Source organism: Promicromonospora sukumoe 327MFSha3.1 (genome assembly GCF_000385135.1).
Lineage (GTDB): Bacteria > Actinomycetota > Actinomycetes > Actinomycetales > Cellulomonadaceae > Promicromonospora > Promicromonospora sukumoe_B.
This window is the reverse complement of record NZ_ARQM01000010.1, coordinates 426,288-444,838: the sequence shown is the minus strand read 5'-3', so window position 1 is coordinate 444,838 and position 18,551 is coordinate 426,288. Positions and strand designations below refer to the sequence as shown.

Here is an 18,551-nt window from a genome sequence, read left to right as displayed (position 1 = left end):
GACCGCCGGGAATAAAACACCCGGTGACCGGGAATAGGCGGTGCCCCGGGCAACCTTGTAGGTGTCGTGCAGCACACCCCGGAATCCCAGGCATGACCGCGACGTCCACCACCACCGACACGCGGCTCGGTCTGCGTGGCGACCGTGGTCCCATTCTCGGCGCGCTCATGCTCGCCACGGCGCTGGTGGCGCTCGACGCCACGATCCTCGCCACCGCCTCGACCACGATCGCGCGCGAGCTCGGCGCGTTCGAGCAGGTCCCCTGGCTTTTCTCGGCGTACACGCTGGCGCAGGCCGTGACCGTGCCGCTGTACGGGCGGCTGGCCGACGTGTTCGGCCGCAAGCGCGTGATCCTCGTCGGGATCGCCCTGTTCCTGCTCGGCTCGATCCTGTGCGCCGTGGCCCTGACGATGCCGGCCCTGATCTGGTTCCGGGTGCTGCAGGGCCTGGGCGCCGGCGCGATCCTGCCGATGTCCATGACGATCACGAGCGACATCTACACGCTCGCCGAGCGCGCCAAGACGCAGGGCTACATGGCCAGCGTGTGGGCGATCTCCTCGGTGCTCGGCCCGACGCTGGGCGGCGTGTTCAGCCAGTTCGTGAGCTGGCGCTGGATCTTCTGGGTCAACGTGCCGATCGGGGCGGTGGCCCTGTTCGCGATCTGGCGCAAGTTCCACGAGAAGGAGCGCGACGGCGCCCGCGAGCCCGTCGACTACGTGGGCGCCGTGCTGCTCACGGGCGGCAGCACGCTGCTCGTGCTCGGCCTGCTGGAGGGCGGCCACGCCTGGGGCTGGGCCTCGGTGCGGTCGATCGCGATCTTCGTCGCCGCCGTGGCGCTGCTGGTCGCGTTCGCCCTGACCGCCCGGCGCACGGCTCACCCGATCTTCGACCTGCGGCTGCTGCGCCGCCGCGTGGTGGGCGCCTCGACGGCGGCGTCCCTGATGGTCGGCGTCATCACGCTCGGCCTGTCCACCTACATCCCGATCTACGCGCAGGGCGTGCTCGGCGTCGGGCCGCTGGTGGCCGGGTTCGCGCTGGCCGCGCTCACGCTCGGCTGGCCCATCGCGGCCACGCTGTCGGGGCGCGTCTACCTGGCGATCGGCTTCCGCTGGACCAGCACCATCGGCTCCGTCGTAGTGCTCGCGGGGGCGCTGCTCACGCTCCTGCTCGACGCCGACGCCGCCGTCTGGCAGATCTCGGCCGCCGTGTTCGTGATCGGGCTGGGCATGGGCCTGGTGGCCGTGCCGACCCTGCTCGCCGCCCAGCACAGCGTGGGCTGGGGCGAGCGCGGCGCGGTGACCGCCACCAACATGTTCGCCCGGTCGATCGGGCAGGCCGTCGGGGTCGCCGCGCTCGGCGCGGTGGTCAACGCCCTGACCGTCGTCGGCGCGGACGGCACGCCCGAGGGGGCCGGGCTGGCGAACGCCATGCACCTGGTCTTCTGGTGCGTCGTGGCCTGCGCCGCCGTGATGATCGTGACGGTGCTGCTGCTCCCCCGCGACAACCCGAGGGTGGAGCAGTCCGCGTAACGGTGACGCGGGCCGCGTGACGGTTACGCGGTCGGCGTGACGGCGAAACCCTCCCGGACTCCGTCGAGCACGTCCTGCACGTGCTTGCGGAAGCCGGGGCAGGTCGCGATGTCGTGCGCGCGGCACTGCAGCGCGTGCTCCGTCATCGCGCGGGACGCCGCCATGTCGGCCATCCGGCGGTCCAGGTCGGCGATGTGGGCCTCCAGGACCTGGTGCCGGTCGTACGCCCCGGCGTCGAGCATGACCCGCACCTGCTCCAGGCTCATGCCTGCGGCCTTGCTGCGCACGATGACGCCGACGCGCACCACGTCGTCGCGCCCGTAGCGCCGGCGGCCGGCGCCGTCGCGCGCCGGGCGCAGCAGGTCCTCGTCCTCCCAGTAGCGCAGCACATGGGTCTCCAGCCCGAACCGACGGGCCGTCTCGCCGACCGACCAGGTCTCGCTTGACTTCATGTCAACATGAAGTCACATCCTGGGGTGGTACCGCAAGACGTCCCGGGAAACGGAGCCCTGCCATGTCCGCCACACCCCCTCTGACCTCCTACGACGCCGTCGTGCTCGGCGGCGGCCCCGCCGGGCTGCAGGCCGCGCTCACCCTGGGCCGCATGCACCGGCGCGTGCTGCTGCTCGACTCCGGCGAGTACCGCAACGCGACCGCCGGGCACATGCACAACTTCGTGACGAACGACGGCACGCCCCCGGCCGAGTTCCGCGCCACGGCGCGCGCCGAGCTCGCCGCCTACGCGACCGTCACGGTCCGCGACGCGGCCGCGACCGCCGTCGTGCCCGACGGCGCCGGGTTCCGGGTCGAGGTGGGCGGCGAGCAGCTGACCACCCGCGGCGTCGTGCTCGCGACCGGGCTGCGCGACACCCTGCCCTCCATCCCCGGGCTGGAGCCGCTGTTCGGCACGGTCGCGGCCGTGTGCCCGTACTGCCACGGGCACGAGCTGAGCGGCAAGCCAGTGGCCGTGCTGGGCAACGGCCCGCACGTCGCCCGGGTCGCGTTCCTGCTGGAGCGCATCGCGAGCCGCCTGACGATCCTGGCCGACGGCGGCGAGCTCGACGCCGACACCCGCGCCCTGCTGGCGGACGCCGGCGTGGCCGTGCGACCGGAGCCCGTCAAGGAGCTGGTGGCCACCGCCGACGGCGCGCGGGTCGTGCTCGCCGACGGCCCTGCCGAGGAGGTCGGGGGCATCTTCGTCGCGGCCGAGTTCGGTCAGCGCACCCCGTTCGCCGAGCAGCTCGGGCTGAACCTGCTGCCGTCGGGCGCCGTCGAGGTCGACGCGATGGCCCGCACGAGCCTGCCCGGTGTGTTCGCGGCCGGCGACATGGCGCACACCGCGGCGATGCCGGGGCCGATGGCGTCGGTGCTCCTGGCGGCGGCGTCGGGCCAGCTGGCCGCGGTGTCCCTGGACGCGGACCTCCTGGGCAGGGACCACCCGGCGCCCACGGCGGCCTGAGCCCCTACGCGCTCTCGCGCAGCGCCCTGCGCTCGCTCTCGATCGCCAGCAGCTCGGCGAACGCCGCGTTGTAGGCACTCTCGTCGGACGGGTCCAGCCGCTGCAGGCGGCTGCGCGCGTCGTCGACCCGGCGCTTGAGGCCCAGGTCGACGACGCGCCGCACCAGGCCCTCGACGAACGCCGCGACGGCCGCCTCGCGGTCCTCGGGGAGCGAGGCGACCGAGAGCTGGGTCACCACGATCGCCACCGACTCGGGGGACTGCTCCAGCACCGCCGCGACCCACTGCGCGGCCGACTGCTGGCTTCCGGCGGCCACTCCCCCGGCCGCCCGGATCGCGGCGTGCACCGCGCGCCAGGCCGGCACCGCGAACGCGTCCTCGCCCAGCTCGTCGAACGACGCCGGCACGTGCTGCGGGTACTGCAGCACCGCCACCAGTGCGAGCCGCTCGTCGCGGGCCACCGGGTCGCGCGGGTCGGGCGCCGGAAGCTGCGCCACCTGCGCCGGGCGGCCACCACCGGGCGCACCGGCCACCGGGGTCGCGCCCGACGGCGGGCGGGCGCCGTCCGGCCGGTCCGCCGGGCGGCGCTGCGGCGTCGACGCCGCGCGCGCCACCTCGCGGCGCACCTCCTCGATCTCGGTGCCGATCCAGCCCGCGACCTGGCGCACGTAGCCGTCACGCTGGCTGCGGTCGCGGATGCCGACGATCTCCGGCGCGGCCGCCCGTACCGCGAGCACCCGTCCCTCCACCGTGTTCAGGTCGAACTGCCTGAGCTTGGCCTGGATGACGAACGCGAACAGCGGCTTGCGGCCGTCCACCAGCGCGCGCACCGCCTCCGGGCCCTTGGCCATGCGCAGGTCGCAGGGGTCCATGCCACCGTCGGCCACGGCCACGTACGTCTGCGCGAAGAACCGCTGGTCCTCGCCGTAGGCGCGCTCGGCGGCCTTCTGGCCCGCCGCGTCGCCGTCGAACGTGAAGATGATCTCGCCGCCCACGGTGCCGCCCGAGGCGAGCTGCATGCCGCCGCCCGCCGTCGTGTCGCCGAGCAGGCGCCGCACCACCTTGGCGTGGTCGCCGCCGAAGGCCGTGCCGCAGGTGGCCACCGCCGTCGTCACACCCGACAGGTGCGCCGCCATGACGTCCGTGTACCCCTCGACCACCACCACGCGCTTGCCCTTGGCGATGTCGCGCTTGGCGAGGTCGATCCCGTACAGCACGTGCGACTTCTTGTAGAGGCTGGTCTCCGGGGTGTTCAGGTACTTGGGGCCCTGGTCGTCCTCGAACAGGCGGCGCGCGCCGAACCCGATCACGGCGCCCGTCACGTCCCGGATGGGCCACATGACGCGCCCGCGGAACCGGTCGTAGATACCGCGCTGCCCCTGCGACATCAGGCCGCTGGCCACCAGCTCCGCCTGCGTGAACCCGCGGCCCTGGAGGTGGCGCTGGAGCGAGTCCCAGCCCTTGGGCGCGAAGCCCACGCCGAACAGCTCGGCATCCGACCGGTCGAAGCTGCGCTCCGCCAGGAACGTGCGCGCCGCCGTCGCGTCGGGCCCCATGAGCTGCTCCGCGTAGAAGTCCGCGGCCACCCGGTGCGCCTCCAGCAGCCGCTGGCGCTTGCCCGGCTCCTCGCGCGGGCGGGCGTTGCCGCCCTCCTCGTAGCGCAGCGTCACGCCCGTCTTGCCCGCGAGGTACTCGATCGCCTCGGTGAAGCTCAGCCCGTCCATCTTCATGACGAACTCGATGACGTCGCCGCCCTCGCCGCAGCCGAAGCAGTGGTACCGGCCCACGCTGGGCCGCACGTTGAAGCTGGGGCTGCGCTCGTCGTGGAAGGGGCACAGCCCCACCAGCGCGCCCACGCCCGCGGGCTTGAGGGTCACGTGCGCCGAGACGATCTCGTCGATCCGCGCGCGCTCGCGGACCTGGTCCACATCCTCGCGTCTGATCAGCCCGGCCACGTCGGAATTCTATGCCCGGCAGGAACGGGCGTACTCCCCCGGCGGTACGCCGACGGCGCGGACGAAGTCCCCGGAGAAGTGCGCCTGGTCGTAGTAGCCGACGGCGGCCGCCAGCCCGGCGAGGTCAAGCCCGGGGTCGCGGCCCAGCATCTCGGCGGCGAGGTGCACGCGGTGCCGCCGCAGCACCCACTTGGGGCTCACCCCCACCCAGTCGGCGAACAGCCGCTGCAGCGAGCGCGGCGTGGTGCCGAGCCGGCCGGCGAGCGCCGTGACGGAGGTGCCCGGCACGGCGTCTGCGATGACGGCGAACGCCTCACGCAGGGCGGTCAGCGCCGCCGTGGACCGGGCGGTGCGGGACCGCTCGACGGCGGCCCGCAGCAGCGGGGTGACGGTGCGGACGGCGGCGTCGGGCCGCCCGGCCGACGCCTGGGCGAGAGCCTCCGCGCAGACGGGCGCCGCCGTCGGGCCCAGGAAGGACGCCGGCCCGACGGCGCCACGCTCCCCCGGGTGCGCCAGCCCGAGCAGGGCGCGGTACCCGCCGGGGCGCAGCTTGGTGCCGACCACGGCGCCGGTCCCGGCAAGGGTGCGCTCGAAGAGGCCGGCGGGCATGGCGTAGGCGAGGAACCCCTCGCGCTCGGCGACCACGTGCCCCACGGGGTGCGGCATCACGTTCTGCGTGAACGCGACCCCGGGCGGCAGGTCCCAGGTGATCACCCAGTGCCAGTCCACGAGGTCGGCGAGGTCGGCCGCCGGCTCCACGCGGGCCAGCGCGAACCGGTCGCGCGCCCGCACGGGGTTCACGATGCCGAGCGTGGGCCCGGAGTCGAGCGCGCTGTCGGCCGTCTCGCCGTCGAACACCTGTCGCATAATTCCAAGACTGGCACACCCGGGACGCGCGAGCATCGGTGGCATGAAGAACTCAGCCCTGCACCCCAACATCGCCGTGTCCGACGCCCGGGCCGCCATCGCGTTCTACGAGGCCGCGCTGGGCGCCGAGACGCTCGACGTGATCACCGCGGGCGACGCCGTGATCCACTCCGACCTGATCCTGCGCTCCGCCGCGGGCGAGTCCACGTTCACGGTGGCCGGCGCGTTCCCGCCCGACTCGGCGGCCCCCGAGCCGGGCGCGCCGACGCACGCGAGCTTCACCGTCCCGGTCGAGGACACGGACGCCGCCTACGCGCGGGCGATGGGCGCCGGCGCGACCAGCCTGGCCGAGCCGGCCGACTGGTTCGAGGGGTTCCGGCAGGCCGCGGTGCGCTGCCCGTTCGGGCACCGCTGGTACTTCGTGACGGTCGCGGAGTCGGTCACCCCCGACGACGTCCGGCGCGCCAGCGACGCCTGGGTCGCGGCCCGCGACTGACGCCCCCTTTTCGACGTGTCAGACGTACAGGTCACCCGAGGGAACTGTGCGTCTGGCACGCTCCCTGGTTGGTTTGCCGGGCTAGCGCGGTTCGGTACGCTTTGCCCCGACTCAGGGAGGAACAGAAGCACCATGGGAATCAGGTATCGCAAGCGGCTGTCGTTCGGGCCGCTCAAGTTCAACATCACGCAGCGGGGCCTGTCGTCGATGAGCTTCAAGGTGGGTCCCTGGACCTGGAACTCCAAGACCAAGAAGCACTCGATCAACCTCCCCGGCGGTCTGAGCTGGTACAGCAACAACAAGTGACGCGGCGCGGCGGAGGCAGTGCCCTGCCTCCGCCGGCGACGGCCCCCTGACGGAGGCCACCAAGCCGCGTGATTCCGGGATTCCCGGCCGCGTGGCTAGAGTGGCCAGCGTGGAGCAAGCCCTCGGGAAGAGCATCCCGCCGTCGTACAGCGCGCAGGACGTCGAGCGCTGGGTGACCGAACCGCCCAAGTCGCAGGCCCGGACCCCGTTCGAACGGGACCGCGGGCGCGTGGTGCACTCCTCCGCGCTGCGCCGGCTCGGCGCCAAGACCCAGGTGCTCGGCGCGGGGCACGACGACTTCGTGCGCACCCGCCTGACCCACTCCCTCGAGGTGGCCCAGGTGGGCCGCGGCATGGGCCGCTCGCTCGGCTGCGACCCCGACGTCGTCGACACCGCCTGCCTCACCCACGACCTGGGGCACCCGCCCTTCGGGCACAACGGCGAGACGGCACTCGCCGAGATCGCCGAGCCGATCGGCGGCTTCGAGGGCAACGCGCAGACCCTGCGCCTGCTGACCCGCCTGGAGCCCAAGGTGATCGGCTTCGACGGCGTGCCCGCCGGCCTCAACCTGACCCGCGCCAGCCTCGACGCGAGCGTCAAGTACCCGTGGGCCTACGGCGCGGGCCCGGCCCGGCCGGACGGCACGGCGAGCCGCAAGTTCGGCGTCTACCCCGACGACGCCCCCGTGTTCACCTGGCTGCGCAAGGACGCGCCCGACGGCGTCAAGTGCCTGGAGGCGCAGGTCATGGACCTCGCCGACGACATCAGCTACTCCGTGCACGACGTCGAGGACGGCGTCGTGGCAGGCCGCGTCGACCTGGACCTCATGGCGGACGCCGAGGAGCGGGCGCGCGTGGCCGAGTACGTGCGGTCCTGGTACGGCGAGTGGTACCGGGCCGACGCGATCGACGCCGCCATCGGCCGGCTGCAGGAGTACCTGCGCGGCGAGGGCCACCTGGTGCGGGCCTTCGACGGGTCGCGCGGCTCGCTAGCCTCGCTCAAGGACATGACGAGCCAGCTCATCGGCCGGTTCATCGGCGCTGCGATCGACGCGACCCGCGCCGAGTACGGCGACGGCGCGCTGACGCGGTACGCCGCGCGGCTCGTGGTGCCCGACGAGATCGAGCACGAGATCCTCGCCCTGAAGGGCATCGCCGTGGCCTACGTGATGGCGCCCCGCGGCCAGGAGCCCCGCTACCTGCGGGAGCGGGAGATCCTGACCGACCTGGTGCGCGTGCTCGCCGACCGCGGGCCCGACGAGCTGGAGCCGCCGCTCGCGGCGGACTGGCGCGCGGCGCCCGACGACGCCGCGCGCCTGCGCGTGGTGGTGGACCAGGTCGCCTCGCTGACGGACCTGTCGGCGATCGCGCTGCACCGGCGGCTGGTGGCCCCGGCCTCGGCCTCGTAGGCCATCCGGTCGCATTCCAGGGGATTGTCTCCGCCGCTTCATTGCGAATCAGATTTGACGCAAAGGCAGTCAAAGTCGAGACTGCTCATATCTGATTCATCGCGCCAGCCGGAGAGGTTGAATCACATATGGTTCAGAGATGGTTTCGCGCCCGCGGCCTCCCCGCGCTCGGGGCCGCCGTCAAGGGCGCTCGGGAGTCGGCGGGCTTGAGCCAGTCCTCGCTCGCCGAGCTGATCGGATCCTCACGACCGACACTCTCCCGGCTGGAGCGCGGGATCCCCGTCACCACCGACGCACTGACGAAGGCACTGACCAGCGCCGGATACGAGATCTACGTCGTCCCCCGCACCGCACAGGTCCGGATCGAGTTCGACGATGCCGGCTGACAGCACTCAGTGCGCTTCGAGGCCTAGGTTTCTTCGCTTTCAGTTGACTGAAAGCGAAGAAACCTAGGCCTCGAAGGGGTTGGCCGCATCACCACTCAGCCCTTGACCGAGCCCGCCGTCAGCCCGCCCACGATGTACTTCTGCAGGAACAGGAACAGCGCGAGCACCGGAACCGCCGAGATGACGGCGCCGGCCGTGAACAGGCCCCAGTTGGCGTCCTGCAGCGAGGAGACCCAGCCGTAGAGGCCGACGGCGAGCGTCCAGTTGTCCTCCGACTGCAGCAGCACGCGCGCGATGATGAACTCGCCGAACGTGCTGATGAAGCTGAGCAGCCCCACCACGGCGAGGATCGGCGCGGTCAGGCGCAGCACGATGGTCCAGTAGATCTGGGCGTGCGAGGCGCCGTCGATCTTCGCGGCCTCGTCGATCTCGCGCGGCACGGTGTTGAAGAACCCGTACATGAGGAACGTGTTCACGCCGAGCGCGCCGCCCAGGTACACGCAGATCAGCGAGAGCTTGGAGTCCAGGCCGAGGCCGGGCACCACGTTCCCGAGCGAGATGAGCAGCAGGAAGATCGCCACGAACGCGAGCATCTGCGGGAACATCTGGATCACGAGCAGGGCCGTGAGCCCCACGCGGCGTCCGCTGAACCGGAACCGCGAGAAGGCGTACGCGGCCGCCGCGCCCATGAGCACGGTGCCCGCGCCCGTCGCGACCGCCACCACCAGGGTGTTGGCCATCCAGGTCCAGAACCGCGTGCCGGCGAGCGCCGCGTAGTTGGCCCCGGAGACCGACGCGAACAGCTGGTTCGAGCCGGTCAGGGTGCCGCCGTCGGCCAGGGACGCGGAGACCACGTAGACGAGCGGGAAGCCCGCGTAGACCACGGCGATGATGCCGACCAGGTGCCGCCAGCCGATCTCGGAGAACCAGCGGGCGCGCTGCCCGGGACGCCGGGCGACGTGTGCGGTGCGCGAGTTCATCAGGCGATCTCCTCGAGCGATCGGGTGCGCCGGAACGCGAGGGCGGAGATGGTCGCGACCACCACGAAGATGACGATCGACAGGGCGCTGGCCAGGCCGTAGTCCTTGGCGGCCGTGCCGTCGAGCCCGGAGACCGAGTAGACCATCGAGATGAGGATGTCGGTGTGCCCGAGCGGCACCGAGGCGTCGTCGAACCGCGGGCCGCCGCCCGTGAGCATGTAGATCAGCGTGAAGTTGTTGAAGTTGAACGCGAACGACGAGATGAGCAGCGGCGCCGTCGCGACCAGCAGCAGCGGGAGCGTGATCGAGCGCCACGTGCGCCAGCGGCCGGCGCCGTCGATCTTCGCGGCCTCCAGCACGTCCGTCGGCAGCGACTGCAGGGCGCCCGTGCAGATCAGGAACATGTACGGGAAGCCGAGCCACAGGTTCACGCCGAGCACGGCCAGCTTGGCCAGGACCGGGTCCGTGAGCCACGGGATCGACGCCCCGCCGAGCAGCACCTCGTTGACGAACCCGTAGGACCGGTTGAGCATGCCCGACCACAGCAGGGCCGCGAGGAACCCCGGGATCGCGTACGGCAGGATCACGAGCGTCCGGTAGATCCGACGGCCGCGCAGGCGGGGGTCGTTGAACGCGATCGCCAGGAACAGGCCGAGCAGGAACGTGGACGCGACCGAGAGCACGGCGAACGCGAAGGTCCACACCAGGATCTTGCCGAACGGGCCGGCGTACCGGTCGTCGCCGAACGCGGTGACGAAGTTGTCGAACCCGACCAGCACGCGCCAGCCCACGGGCAGGGTGGTGCCGTCGGCGGCCTCGAACTGGCCGTCGTCGTTGGGCGTGTACGTCACGCCCGTGGTGGTGTCGGTCATCGTGTCGGACGCCGCGTCGTAGGTCAGCGTGGACGTGAAGACGTAGCCCGTGCGGGCGTCCTGCGTGCGGACCGAGCCCTCGTTCGGGTCGTCCGAGACGGGGACGCGCAGCTTCGTGACCTCCTGCTGGCGCTCCAGGACGGCGGCGTACTCCAGCACGTCGTACCCGGGCAGCGCGGTGACCCGGCCGGCGTCGACGGAGGCGCCGTCCACGGGCTCCAGCGGCTGGTCGGCGGTGCCCGCCTGGACCGCGCCGTCGGGCGAGACGATCGCGAAGCCGAGCGTGTCGCCGTCGGCCACCACGGTCAGGGGCGAGGAGGGCGAGCCCTCCACGCGGCGCTCGTTCTGCACCAGAAGGGCCTCGATGGCCTGCTCCTTGGTGCTGTTGTGCCCGTCGCCGTAGTTGGTGAACGCGACGTAGCCCGTGTAGGCCACCACGTAGACCTGGTAGACGAGCAGGAACGCGAGGCCGGGCAGGATGTACTTGAGCGGCAGCGCGCGCTTGGAGAAGTAGGCCCAGTTGGCCACGAGCAGCAGCGCCACCATGGCGGCCAGCACGCCCCAGGAATCGGCGGCCCACGCGGCGAGCACCGCGTAGACGCCCAGGGCGTCGACCAGGGCGATCAGGGCGAGCTTGACGAGAAACCCGGGGCTCCAGCCGGTCCGGCCGGAGCCCCGGGTCACGGGTGAGTACATCAACCGATCTCGCCCTGGATGTCGGCGACCATCTTGTCCCAGGCCTTCGCCGGGTCGGACTTGCCGGAGACGATCGCGGCCTCGGTCACGCCCCAGTACGCCCACACCGCACCCATCTCGGGCAGCGACGGCATCGGGACGGCGTCGGCGCCGACCTCACGGAAGCCAGCGGTGATCGGGTCCTCGGAGGCGGTGTCGGCGGCCTCGATGAGGGCCGGCGGACGGTCGCCCGCCTCGTACAGCGCGAGCTGCGCCTCGGGGGTGGCCATGTAGTTGACCAGGAAGTCGTTGGCGAGCAGCGCGTTCTCGCTCTGCGCGCTCACGTAGAAGCCGGCCACGCCCACGAACGGCTGGGCGGGCTCGCCGCCGGCGCTCGGGATCGGGTCGATCGCGAGGTCGAGGTCGCCGAACGACTCCAGCATCCACGGGCCGCCCACGATGAACGGCGACTCGCCCTTGGCGAAGGCCGCCAGCGCGATGTCGTACGTGACGTCGGTGCTCAGGTTGCCGGCGTCGCCCTGCTCCGCGAGCCACTCGGCGAAGGCGGTGCCGCCCTCGCCGCCGAGCGCGAGCTCGGGCTTGTACGAGCCGTCCGCGTTCTGCTCGAAGACCGGGGCGCCGAACGACGTCTGCAGCGGGTAGAAGGTGTAGGGGTCACCCTCGGTGGAGGTCTGGATCAGCAGCGGGTACTTGGTACCGGCGTCCTTGCCGGCCGCGATCGCGTCGTCCCAGGTGGCGGGCGCCTCCGGGGCGAGCTCCGTGTTGCGGATGAGCGCGATGTTCTCCACCGCGTAGGGCAGGCCGTAGACCTGGCCGTCCTGCGTGAAGGCCGAGACGGAGACCGGCTCGAACTTGTCGGCCGTGTCGCCGAGCTCGATCGGGGCCACGACGCCGTTGGTCGTGAGCTCGCCCAGCCAGTCGTGCGCGCCGACCGTGATGTCCGGGCCCTTGCCCGTGGGCACCTGCGCCAGGAAGTCGGGGCGGATGTCCTCGAAGTTCTTCAGGACCACCTCGACGTCGGCGCCGGTGGTCTCCTCGAAGCCGACAGCGGCCTCCTCCACGGCGGCCTGGCGGGTCTCGTCGACCCACACGGTGAGGGTGGCACCCTCGCCGTTCGGTGCGGCCGACTCCTCGCCGCCCGCTTGCTCCTCCGCGCCGCCCGCGCAGGCGGCCAGCGCCAGCGTCGTGGTCAGGACAGCGGCGGTCAGGATGCTCCGTCGCATCGTCACTCCCGATGGTTCGCGGCCCGACGTCGGGCCTGGGTTTCGATGCCCGAACCGTACGGGCACATCGGCCAATTATGCAAGAAGTTGCGATAAAGTTTCAGCATCGCTTGCAGCCGTTACCAGGACGACGGCGGCGACCGCGGGACGCGACAGGGTCGCGACACCCGTGGATCACCCGGGACGAGGAGGTCACATGTCACTTAGGCTGCCAGGCGTGCGCACCCGACTGACCGACCTCGCCGAGCAGGCTGGGGTCTCCACCGCGACCGTGTCGCGCGTGCTCAACGGCAAGCCCGGCGTGGCCGGCGAGACCCGGCAGGCGGTGCTCGCGGCCCTGGACGTGCTGGGCTACGAGCGCCCGTCCGCCCTGCGCGCCCGCCCCGCCGGCCTCATCGGCCTGGTGGTGCCCGAGCTGTCCAACCCGGTCTTCCCCGCGTTCGCGCAGGCCATCGAGTCGCAGCTCGCCTCGCGCGGGTACACGCCGCTGCTGTGCACGCAGTCGCCGGGCGGCACCACCGAGGACGAGTACGTCGAGACCCTGATCGACCACGCGGTGGACGGCATCGTGTTCGTGTCCGGCAAGCACGCCGACACGCGCGCCTCCACGGAGCGCTACCAGCGGCTGCGCGGCCGCGGACTGCCGATCGTGCTCATCAACGGCTACGCGGAGGGCATCGACGCCCCGTTCGTGTCGCCGGATGACAGCGCCAGCATCGAGCTCTCGGTGCGGCACCTGGTGGCCCTGGGCCACCGCAGCATCGGCATGGCCATCGGGCCGGACCGGTTCGTGCCCGCCAAGCGCAAGATCGAGGCGTTCGTGGCCCAGCTCCTGCGGCACGGCCTGGCGGACACCGAGGAGGAGGCGCGCAAGCACGTCAGCCTCACCCTCTACACGCTGGAGGGCGGCCAGGCCGCGGCCGGCGAGCTGTTCGACGCCGGGCACACCGCCGTGGTCTGCGGGTCCGACCTGATGGCGCTGGGCGCCGTGCGCGCGGCGCACGCCCGCGGCCTCTCGGTGCCCGACGACGTGAGCGTCGTGGGCTACGACGACTCGCCCCTGGTGGCCTTCACCGACCCGCCCCTGACGACGGTGCGGCAGCCCGTGGCCGACATGGCGCACGCGGCCGTGAGCGCCCTGCTCACCGAGATCCAGGGCGAGCGCGCGCCGCGCTCGGAGCTGTTGTTCACCCCCGAGCTGGTGGTGCGCGGTTCGACGGGCGCGGCCCCGCACGCGACCGCCTGACGGCTGTCTGACGCAGCACACTGGCCGATCCGGGGCGATTCCTCCCGTACGCTTGCTGCAAGCGTTACAGCCCCCTTTTCCCGACCCCTGAGGACGCCACACGTGACCAGCACGACCTCGCTCAGCACCGTCGACCTCACCGCCGGCGCGCCCGCCCACACCCCCGCGACCAGCGGCGAGTGGTGGCGCGACGCGGTGATCTACCAGGTCTACCCGCGCTCGTTCGCGGACGGTAACGGCGACGGGACCGGCGACCTGCCGGGCGTCACCGCCAAGCTGGACCACCTGGCGCAGCTCGGTGTGGACGCCGTCTGGCTGAGCCCGTTCTACCGCTCGCCCCAGAAGGACGCGGGCTACGACGTCGCCGACTACCGCGACATCGACCCGCTGTTCGGCACGCTCGCCGACTTCGACGAGATGCTCGCCGGCGCGCACGAGCGCGGCCTGAAGGTCATCGTCGACCTCGTGCCCAACCACTCCTCCGACCAGCACGCCTGGTTCCAGGAGGCCCTGGCCGCCGCCCCCGGCTCGGCCGAGCGCGAGCGGTACATGTTCCGCGACGGCCGGGGCCCGGCCGGCGACGAGGTGCCGAACAACTGGCAGTCGATCTTCGGCGGCCCGGCCTGGACGCGGCTGGCGCCGCGCGAGGACGACGGCCCGCTCGGCCCGCAGTGGTACCTGCACCTGTTCGACTCCACGCAGCCGGACCTCAACTGGGACAACCCCGAGGTCCGCGCCGAGTTCGAGGACGTGCTGCGGTTCTGGCTCGACCGGGGCGTGGACGGGTTCCGCGTCGACGTCGCGCACGGCATGATCAAGGCCGCCGGCCTGCCCGACTGGGACGGCCAGGTCGCCATGGTCGAGGGCACCGTCGAGGAGGCCAGCGAGGCCGGCGAGTCCGACCCGGCCGCCCCCGAGGACGGCTCCACGGGCGCGGGCAACCGCGGCCCGATGTTCGACCAGGACGGCGTGCACGACATCTACCGCGCCTGGCACAAGGTGCTCGCCGAGTACGACGGCGACCGCTGCCTCGTGGCCGAGGCCTGGGTCGAGCCGCTGAGCCGCCTGGCCCGCTACGTGCGGCCGGACGAGATGCACCAGGCCTTCAACTTCTCGTTCCTCACCGCGCCCTGGGACGCCGCGACCGTGCGCACGGTCGTCAACGCGTCGCTGAGCACCATGGAGGCCGTCGGCGCCCCCACCACCTGGGTGCTGTCCAACCACGACGTGGTGCGGCACGCCTCGCGCTTCGGCCTCGAGGAGATCGGCGGCCGCCAGCTCAACGGCATCGGCGCCACCGACCCGCAGCCCGACGCCGCGCTCGGCCTGCGCCGTGCCCGCGCCGCGACGCTGCTCATGCTCGGCCTGCCGGGCTCGGCGTACGTGTACCAGGGCGAGGAGCTGGGCCTGCCCGACCACACCGCCCTGCCCGACGACGTCCGCCAGGACCCGTCGTTCTTCCGCACGAACGGCGCCGAGCCGGGCCGCGACGGCTGCCGCGTGCCGCTGCCGTGGGTCGGCGGCGCACCGGGCAACGGGTTCGGCCCCACGGGCAAGACCTGGCTGCCGCAGCCCGACGTCTACGCCGAGCTCGCCGCCGACCGGCAGTACGGCGTCGAGGGCTCGACCTTCGAGATGTACCGGGCAGCCCTCGGCCTGCGCCGGGCCGAGAACCTCGGCGCGGGCGTGCTCTCGTGGGTCGACTCCCTGGCCGAGCACCCGGACGTCGTCGCCTTCCGCGTGGCCGACGTCGTCGTGGTCGCCAACCTGAGCGCGACGCGGTTCGCGCTGCCCGCCGGGGCGCAGGTGCTGGTCGCCTCGGGCGAGCTGGACGCCGCCTCGGGCGAGCTGCCGTCGGACACGACGGTCTGGCTGCGGGGCTGACCTGGCGCGCTGACCGCCGGCCGCAGTCGTTGGTCGAGCTTGTCGAGACCCGGGTCTCGACAAGCTCGACCGGCGGTGGGTCGGCTCGACCGGCGGTGGGTCGGTTCGAGCAGCGAAGGGTCGGTGGGTCAGCCCGGCGTGATGCCGTAGTGCTCGCGGACCTCGCCGACGGTCGGCGGGCCGTTGAAGCCGAGGTCGTTCGCGCCCACGACGATCGACCCGTCCTCGTTCGAATACTCCTGCGGGGTCGCCCAGGTGTCCTCGAGGTCGCCCGCCGCGGCGATCGACCGCAGCACGCCGTCCATCACCTCGACGGCCTCGTCCTCGGTGGTCGCCGAGACCACGACGTCACCGCGCTGCCAGCCGCCCCCGAAGTTGTCGCTGCACTCCCACTCGGCCGAGATCACGCCGGAGACCGCCGTCGCCGCCTCGGCGAACGCCTCCGCGCACCGGTCGGTGTCGCCCGACGAGCACGCCGAGACGGGCAGCACGAACGCCGCCGTCAGGATGATGGGCAGGTACCGCGCTCGCTCACGTCGCATCATCCTGCAGTTCCCTCCCCGTAGTGTTCCCGCACCTGGCGGATCGTCGGCACACCGGGGAACCCCGCGTGCCGGGCCCCGACGACGACCGAGCCGTCCTCGTTCCGGTACTCCTGCGGCGTGGCCCAGCGCGGCTCCAGCCGCGGCTCGGCCGCGAAGGCCCGCAGCAGCGCCTCCATCACCCGCACCGCCTCGTCCTCCGACGACGCCCGCAGCACGACCTTGCCGCGCTGCCAGCCGCCGCCGAACTGGTCGCTGCACTCGAACTCCGCCGAGACCACGCCGTCGACGGCGAGCGCCGTCGCGGTGAGCAGCTCCTCGCAGTCGGGGTTGCGCGCCTTGCCCAGGCTGAGCAGCGCCGCGAGCCCGCCGCCGACCGGTCCCGACTCCGAGAGCCGGTCCACGAGCCGGCGCCGGCGGCGCGCCCAGCCTGTGCCCATCAGTTCTTCCGGCCGACGTGGACGTCCTGCGCGGTCACGATCGAGTTGGAGTCAGGAGACGTGAGGAACCCGCTGTCCCGCAGCTCCTGCTGGTAGGCCAGGTACCCGGGGTCGGTGCTGTTGGCCATGGAGTTCGGGTACGCCTCGGCGTGGTCGTGGTTGGCCACGGCGTTGAAGGCGGAGCCCGGGTCGTCGAACGTGACGCTGGTGTGGTTGGCGCTCTCGTTCTGCCCGCCGGGCAGGAACGGGAAGCGCGAGTCGCCGAGGTCCAGGCGCGGGACGACGTCGTGCTGGTGCTGCATCTCCAGCACGCTGACCGACGGGTCGATGTGCGCACTGTCGATCGGCGAGCCGTAGGTCATCGCGTGGGTCACGTTGAACTCGTTCACGAAGCCGGGGTCGGACGTCAGGTCGGCCACCGTCATGCCGCCCTGCGAGTGGCCGACCATCATGACCTCGGCGCCCGGCGGGATGTCCGCGTTCCGCATGGCGAGCATGACGGCCTCGCTCATGGTCGAGCGCGAGCCGCCCGCCGTGACCAGGTTGCCGGTCAGGTCCATCGGGTTGTCGCCGGCCGACGGGTTCCACGCCTCGGTGCCGGGCACGTTGACGATGACCCGCGGGCCGTCGGGCCCGTCGATCGTGGTGATCCGCACGTTGCCGTCGCCGGCGTTGTACGAGTCGGTCACGCCGAGCGCGACCTCCGAGATGCTGGAGGGCTCGCGCGGCGCGGCGACGTCGGTCGGGTCCCCCGCGTACGGGTCGCCGTCGTCGAAGACCTTGGGGTCGAACATACCGAGCGAGCCGGCGGTGAGACCCAGGCCGACCGTGGTGCCCGCGAGCCGGATGCCCGACGCGAGCACCTCCGTGGTCCGTGGCCACTCGCCGTCGAGGATCGCCCCGCCGGTCGCGTCCCAGAGCTGCAGGCCGGCGTCGCCCACGTTCATGAACGCGCCGCCGATCGCGCTCCCGCGGTCGCCGAGCCACCCCAGGACGTCGGAGCCCCGGTCGCCCAGCCAGCCGACGGCGGCGGAGCCCTTGTCGCCGAGCCAGTCGACCGCGTTGCCGCCGGCGTCCCAGAGGTCGTTCGCCCGGTCGCCGATCCAGCCCGCGGCGTCGCCGGCCTTGTCCCCCACCCAGTCGACGGCGTCGCCGCCGGTGTCCCAGAGGTCGCCCGCCTTGTCGCCGAGCCAGTCGAGCACGCCGCCGCCGTCGTCGTCCCCGCCCGTGTTGCTCGACCCCTGTGTCGAGACCCCGGCGAAGCCGCCGCCGTCGTACGTGTTGGAGGTCTGGTCCTGGGCGTCGGCGTTGGCCCGGGCCCGCTGCGCGTAGGTGGTCAGCGACTCCGCGACCGTGCCGAGCATGGGCGCGTGCTGCGACTCCCACTCGCCGCGCATCTGCTCGACGTTCGGCCCCGCCCCGTCGAAGCCCCAGACGGCGACGGAGGTGATCGACTTGACCGACTCCAGCTGCGACGCGCCGTCCTCGAGCATCTTGGCGAGGGCTCGTACCTGTTCCGGATCCTGCCCCTGCATCGTGTCGCTCACTGCCCGGCCTCACCCTCGGCACCGGTGCCGGGCTCCGGCGTGGTGGCGTCCACCGCGCCGACCAGGGCCCACTGCAGCTCCGCGGCGACCGAGCCGGCCGGCCGCTCGACGGGCGCCACCGCGCCGTCGTCGGTCCGCACGTCCAGCAGGCGGCCGTCCACCACGGACCAGAGCCGCGGCCAGACCACCTCGGGCGCGTCCGAGTCGCCCCACGCCTCGACGCTGACCTGAAGGTTCGCCTCCTCGTCGTCGAGGAGCCGGACCAGCTCGGCCCGGTCCACGACCGGGCCGCTGGACGGCGTCGAGCCCTGTGCGGGCCCGGGCACGGCCGACGCCGGGGCCCGCAGGGCCTCGAACGGCGGCAGGGCGGCGGTCAGCGCGGGCCACAGCTGGTCGGCCGTGGCGAACCGCAGCTCGGCGCCGGGCGCCAGGAAGGTCTCCCCGTCGCGCTCGGCGATCACCTGGATCACCAGCAGCGCGTGGTCGCCGATCAGGGTCAGCCGGGTCACCGTGCCGCTCGAGCCGGACGTGGCGATCAGGGTCGCGCGCACGGGCGCGCCCAGGTGCTCCGCGAGCGCCGTGCCCACGGCGGTGGTGCCACCGCCGTCCCGCGCCTCGGCCGTCACCGCAGCCCACTGCTTCGCGTCAAGCTCCAGAATCCGGCCGGCCATGCGCAACTCCCTTTTCGACACCCGTCAGCAACCCTCGGCATACCG

At 72.7% G+C, this 18,551-nt stretch carries 18 protein-coding genes; 8 read left to right on the top strand and 10 right to left on the bottom strand.

Annotated features, from left to right (window positions below):
- Nucleotides 1–92 precede the first annotated feature (92 nt).
- Nucleotides 93–1,529, top strand: a complete 1,437-nt coding sequence (locus tag H291_RS0105660; RefSeq protein WP_020014007.1) for an MDR family MFS transporter — start codon at nucleotides 93–95, stop codon at nucleotides 1,527–1,529.
- A 23-nt stretch (nucleotides 1,530–1,552) separates the two neighbouring features.
- Here the strand turns inward: H291_RS0105660 and H291_RS0105655 are convergent, their stop codons facing one another.
- Nucleotides 1,553–1,981 (bottom strand): helix-turn-helix domain-containing protein, encoded by a 429-nt coding sequence (locus H291_RS0105655; protein WP_020014006.1) that lies wholly within the window; start codon nucleotides 1,979–1,981, stop codon nucleotides 1,553–1,555.
- A gap of 62 nt (nucleotides 1,982–2,043) precedes the next feature.
- Between H291_RS0105655 and H291_RS0105650 the strand changes: the two genes are divergently transcribed.
- Nucleotides 2,044–2,988, top strand: coding sequence for an NAD(P)/FAD-dependent oxidoreductase (locus H291_RS0105650; protein ID WP_020014005.1), 945 nt, complete (start codon nucleotides 2,044–2,046; stop codon nucleotides 2,986–2,988).
- A 4-nt stretch (nucleotides 2,989–2,992) separates the two neighbouring features.
- Here H291_RS0105650 and dnaG read toward each other — a convergent pair whose 3' ends face one another.
- Nucleotides 2,993–4,942 (bottom strand): DNA primase, encoded by a 1,950-nt coding sequence (gene dnaG / locus H291_RS0105645; protein WP_026365438.1) that lies wholly within the window; start codon nucleotides 4,940–4,942, stop codon nucleotides 2,993–2,995.
- Between the two features lie 9 nt (nucleotides 4,943–4,951).
- Nucleotides 4,952–5,809, bottom strand: coding sequence for an AraC family transcriptional regulator (locus H291_RS0105640; protein ID WP_020014003.1), 858 nt, complete (start codon nucleotides 5,807–5,809; stop codon nucleotides 4,952–4,954).
- Between the two features lie 43 nt (nucleotides 5,810–5,852).
- Here H291_RS0105640 and H291_RS0105635 point away from each other — a divergent pair, with 43 nt between their 5' ends.
- The 4 genes from H291_RS0105635 (at nucleotide 5,853) to H291_RS32295 (ending at nucleotide 8,405) form a co-directional block, all read left to right on the top strand.
- Entirely contained in the window at nucleotides 5,853–6,305 is a 453-nt protein-coding gene (locus H291_RS0105635; protein WP_020014002.1) for a VOC family protein, read from the top strand.
- A 132-nt stretch (nucleotides 6,306–6,437) separates the two neighbouring features.
- Nucleotides 6,438–6,611, top strand: coding sequence for a DUF4236 domain-containing protein (locus tag H291_RS33205; protein ID WP_020014001.1), 174 nt, complete (start codon nucleotides 6,438–6,440; stop codon nucleotides 6,609–6,611).
- A 100-nt stretch (nucleotides 6,612–6,711) separates the two neighbouring features.
- Nucleotides 6,712–8,019 carry a deoxyguanosinetriphosphate triphosphohydrolase gene (locus tag H291_RS0105625; RefSeq protein ID WP_020014000.1) on the top strand — a complete coding sequence of 436 codons (1,308 nt, stop codon included), beginning with the start codon at nucleotides 6,712–6,714 and terminating at the stop codon, nucleotides 8,017–8,019.
- 128 nt (nucleotides 8,020–8,147) lie between these two features.
- The gene (locus H291_RS32295) at nucleotides 8,148–8,405 is read left to right on the top strand and encodes a helix-turn-helix domain-containing protein (RefSeq protein WP_020013999.1); all 258 of its coding nucleotides are present in this window, start codon (nucleotides 8,148–8,150) and stop codon (nucleotides 8,403–8,405) included.
- 95 nt (nucleotides 8,406–8,500) lie between these two features.
- Here H291_RS32295 and H291_RS0105615 read toward each other — a convergent pair whose 3' ends face one another.
- From H291_RS0105615 to H291_RS0105605, 3 genes are read right to left on the bottom strand one after another with little or no spacing between them, the layout of a single operon-like run.
- Entirely contained in the window at nucleotides 8,501–9,385 is an 885-nt protein-coding gene (locus H291_RS0105615; RefSeq protein WP_020013998.1) for a sugar ABC transporter permease, read from the bottom strand.
- A complete protein-coding gene (locus H291_RS0105610; RefSeq protein WP_020013997.1) occupies nucleotides 9,385–10,953 on the bottom strand; it encodes an ABC transporter permease subunit in 1,569 nt (522 codons plus the stop codon). The genes H291_RS0105615 and H291_RS0105610 overlap by 1 nt, the downstream gene beginning before the upstream one ends.
- Nucleotides 10,953–12,176: a sugar ABC transporter substrate-binding protein gene (locus tag H291_RS0105605; RefSeq protein ID WP_026365433.1), complete on the bottom strand. Its 1,224-nt coding sequence runs from the start codon at nucleotides 12,174–12,176 to the stop codon at nucleotides 10,953–10,955. The genes H291_RS0105610 and H291_RS0105605 overlap by 1 nt, the downstream gene beginning before the upstream one ends.
- Before the next feature lie 196 nt (nucleotides 12,177–12,372).
- Between H291_RS0105605 and H291_RS0105600 the strand changes: the two genes are divergently transcribed.
- Together H291_RS0105600 and H291_RS0105595 are read left to right on the top strand one after the other, a co-directional pair.
- Nucleotides 12,373–13,422: a LacI family DNA-binding transcriptional regulator gene (locus H291_RS0105600; protein WP_026365432.1), complete on the top strand. Its 1,050-nt coding sequence runs from the start codon at nucleotides 12,373–12,375 to the stop codon at nucleotides 13,420–13,422.
- A gap of 102 nt (nucleotides 13,423–13,524) precedes the next feature.
- Nucleotides 13,525–15,306 carry a glycoside hydrolase family 13 protein gene (locus tag H291_RS0105595; protein WP_020013994.1) on the top strand — a complete coding sequence of 594 codons (1,782 nt, stop codon included), beginning with the start codon at nucleotides 13,525–13,527 and terminating at the stop codon, nucleotides 15,304–15,306.
- Nucleotides 15,307–15,434: 128 nt separating this feature from the next.
- Here H291_RS0105595 and H291_RS28840 read toward each other — a convergent pair whose 3' ends face one another.
- From H291_RS28840 to H291_RS0105575, 4 genes are read right to left on the bottom strand one after another with little or no spacing between them, the layout of a single operon-like run.
- Entirely contained in the window at nucleotides 15,435–15,851 is a 417-nt protein-coding gene (locus H291_RS28840; RefSeq protein WP_198012408.1) for a hypothetical protein, read from the bottom strand.
- Nucleotides 15,848–16,288, bottom strand: a complete 441-nt coding sequence (locus tag H291_RS0105585; RefSeq protein WP_020013992.1) for a hypothetical protein — start codon at nucleotides 16,286–16,288, stop codon at nucleotides 15,848–15,850. The genes H291_RS28840 and H291_RS0105585 overlap by 4 nt, the downstream gene beginning before the upstream one ends.
- Entirely contained in the window at nucleotides 16,288–17,835 is a 1,548-nt protein-coding gene (locus H291_RS0105580; RefSeq protein WP_157236723.1) for a hypothetical protein, read from the bottom strand. Before H291_RS0105580 ends, H291_RS0105585 begins: the two co-directional genes overlap by 1 nt.
- Complete coding sequence (locus tag H291_RS0105575) at nucleotides 17,832–18,506, bottom strand: hypothetical protein (protein ID WP_020013991.1); 675 nt, start codon at nucleotides 18,504–18,506, stop codon at nucleotides 17,832–17,834. The genes H291_RS0105580 and H291_RS0105575 overlap by 4 nt, the downstream gene beginning before the upstream one ends.
- Nucleotides 18,507–18,551: the final 45 nt, after the last annotated feature.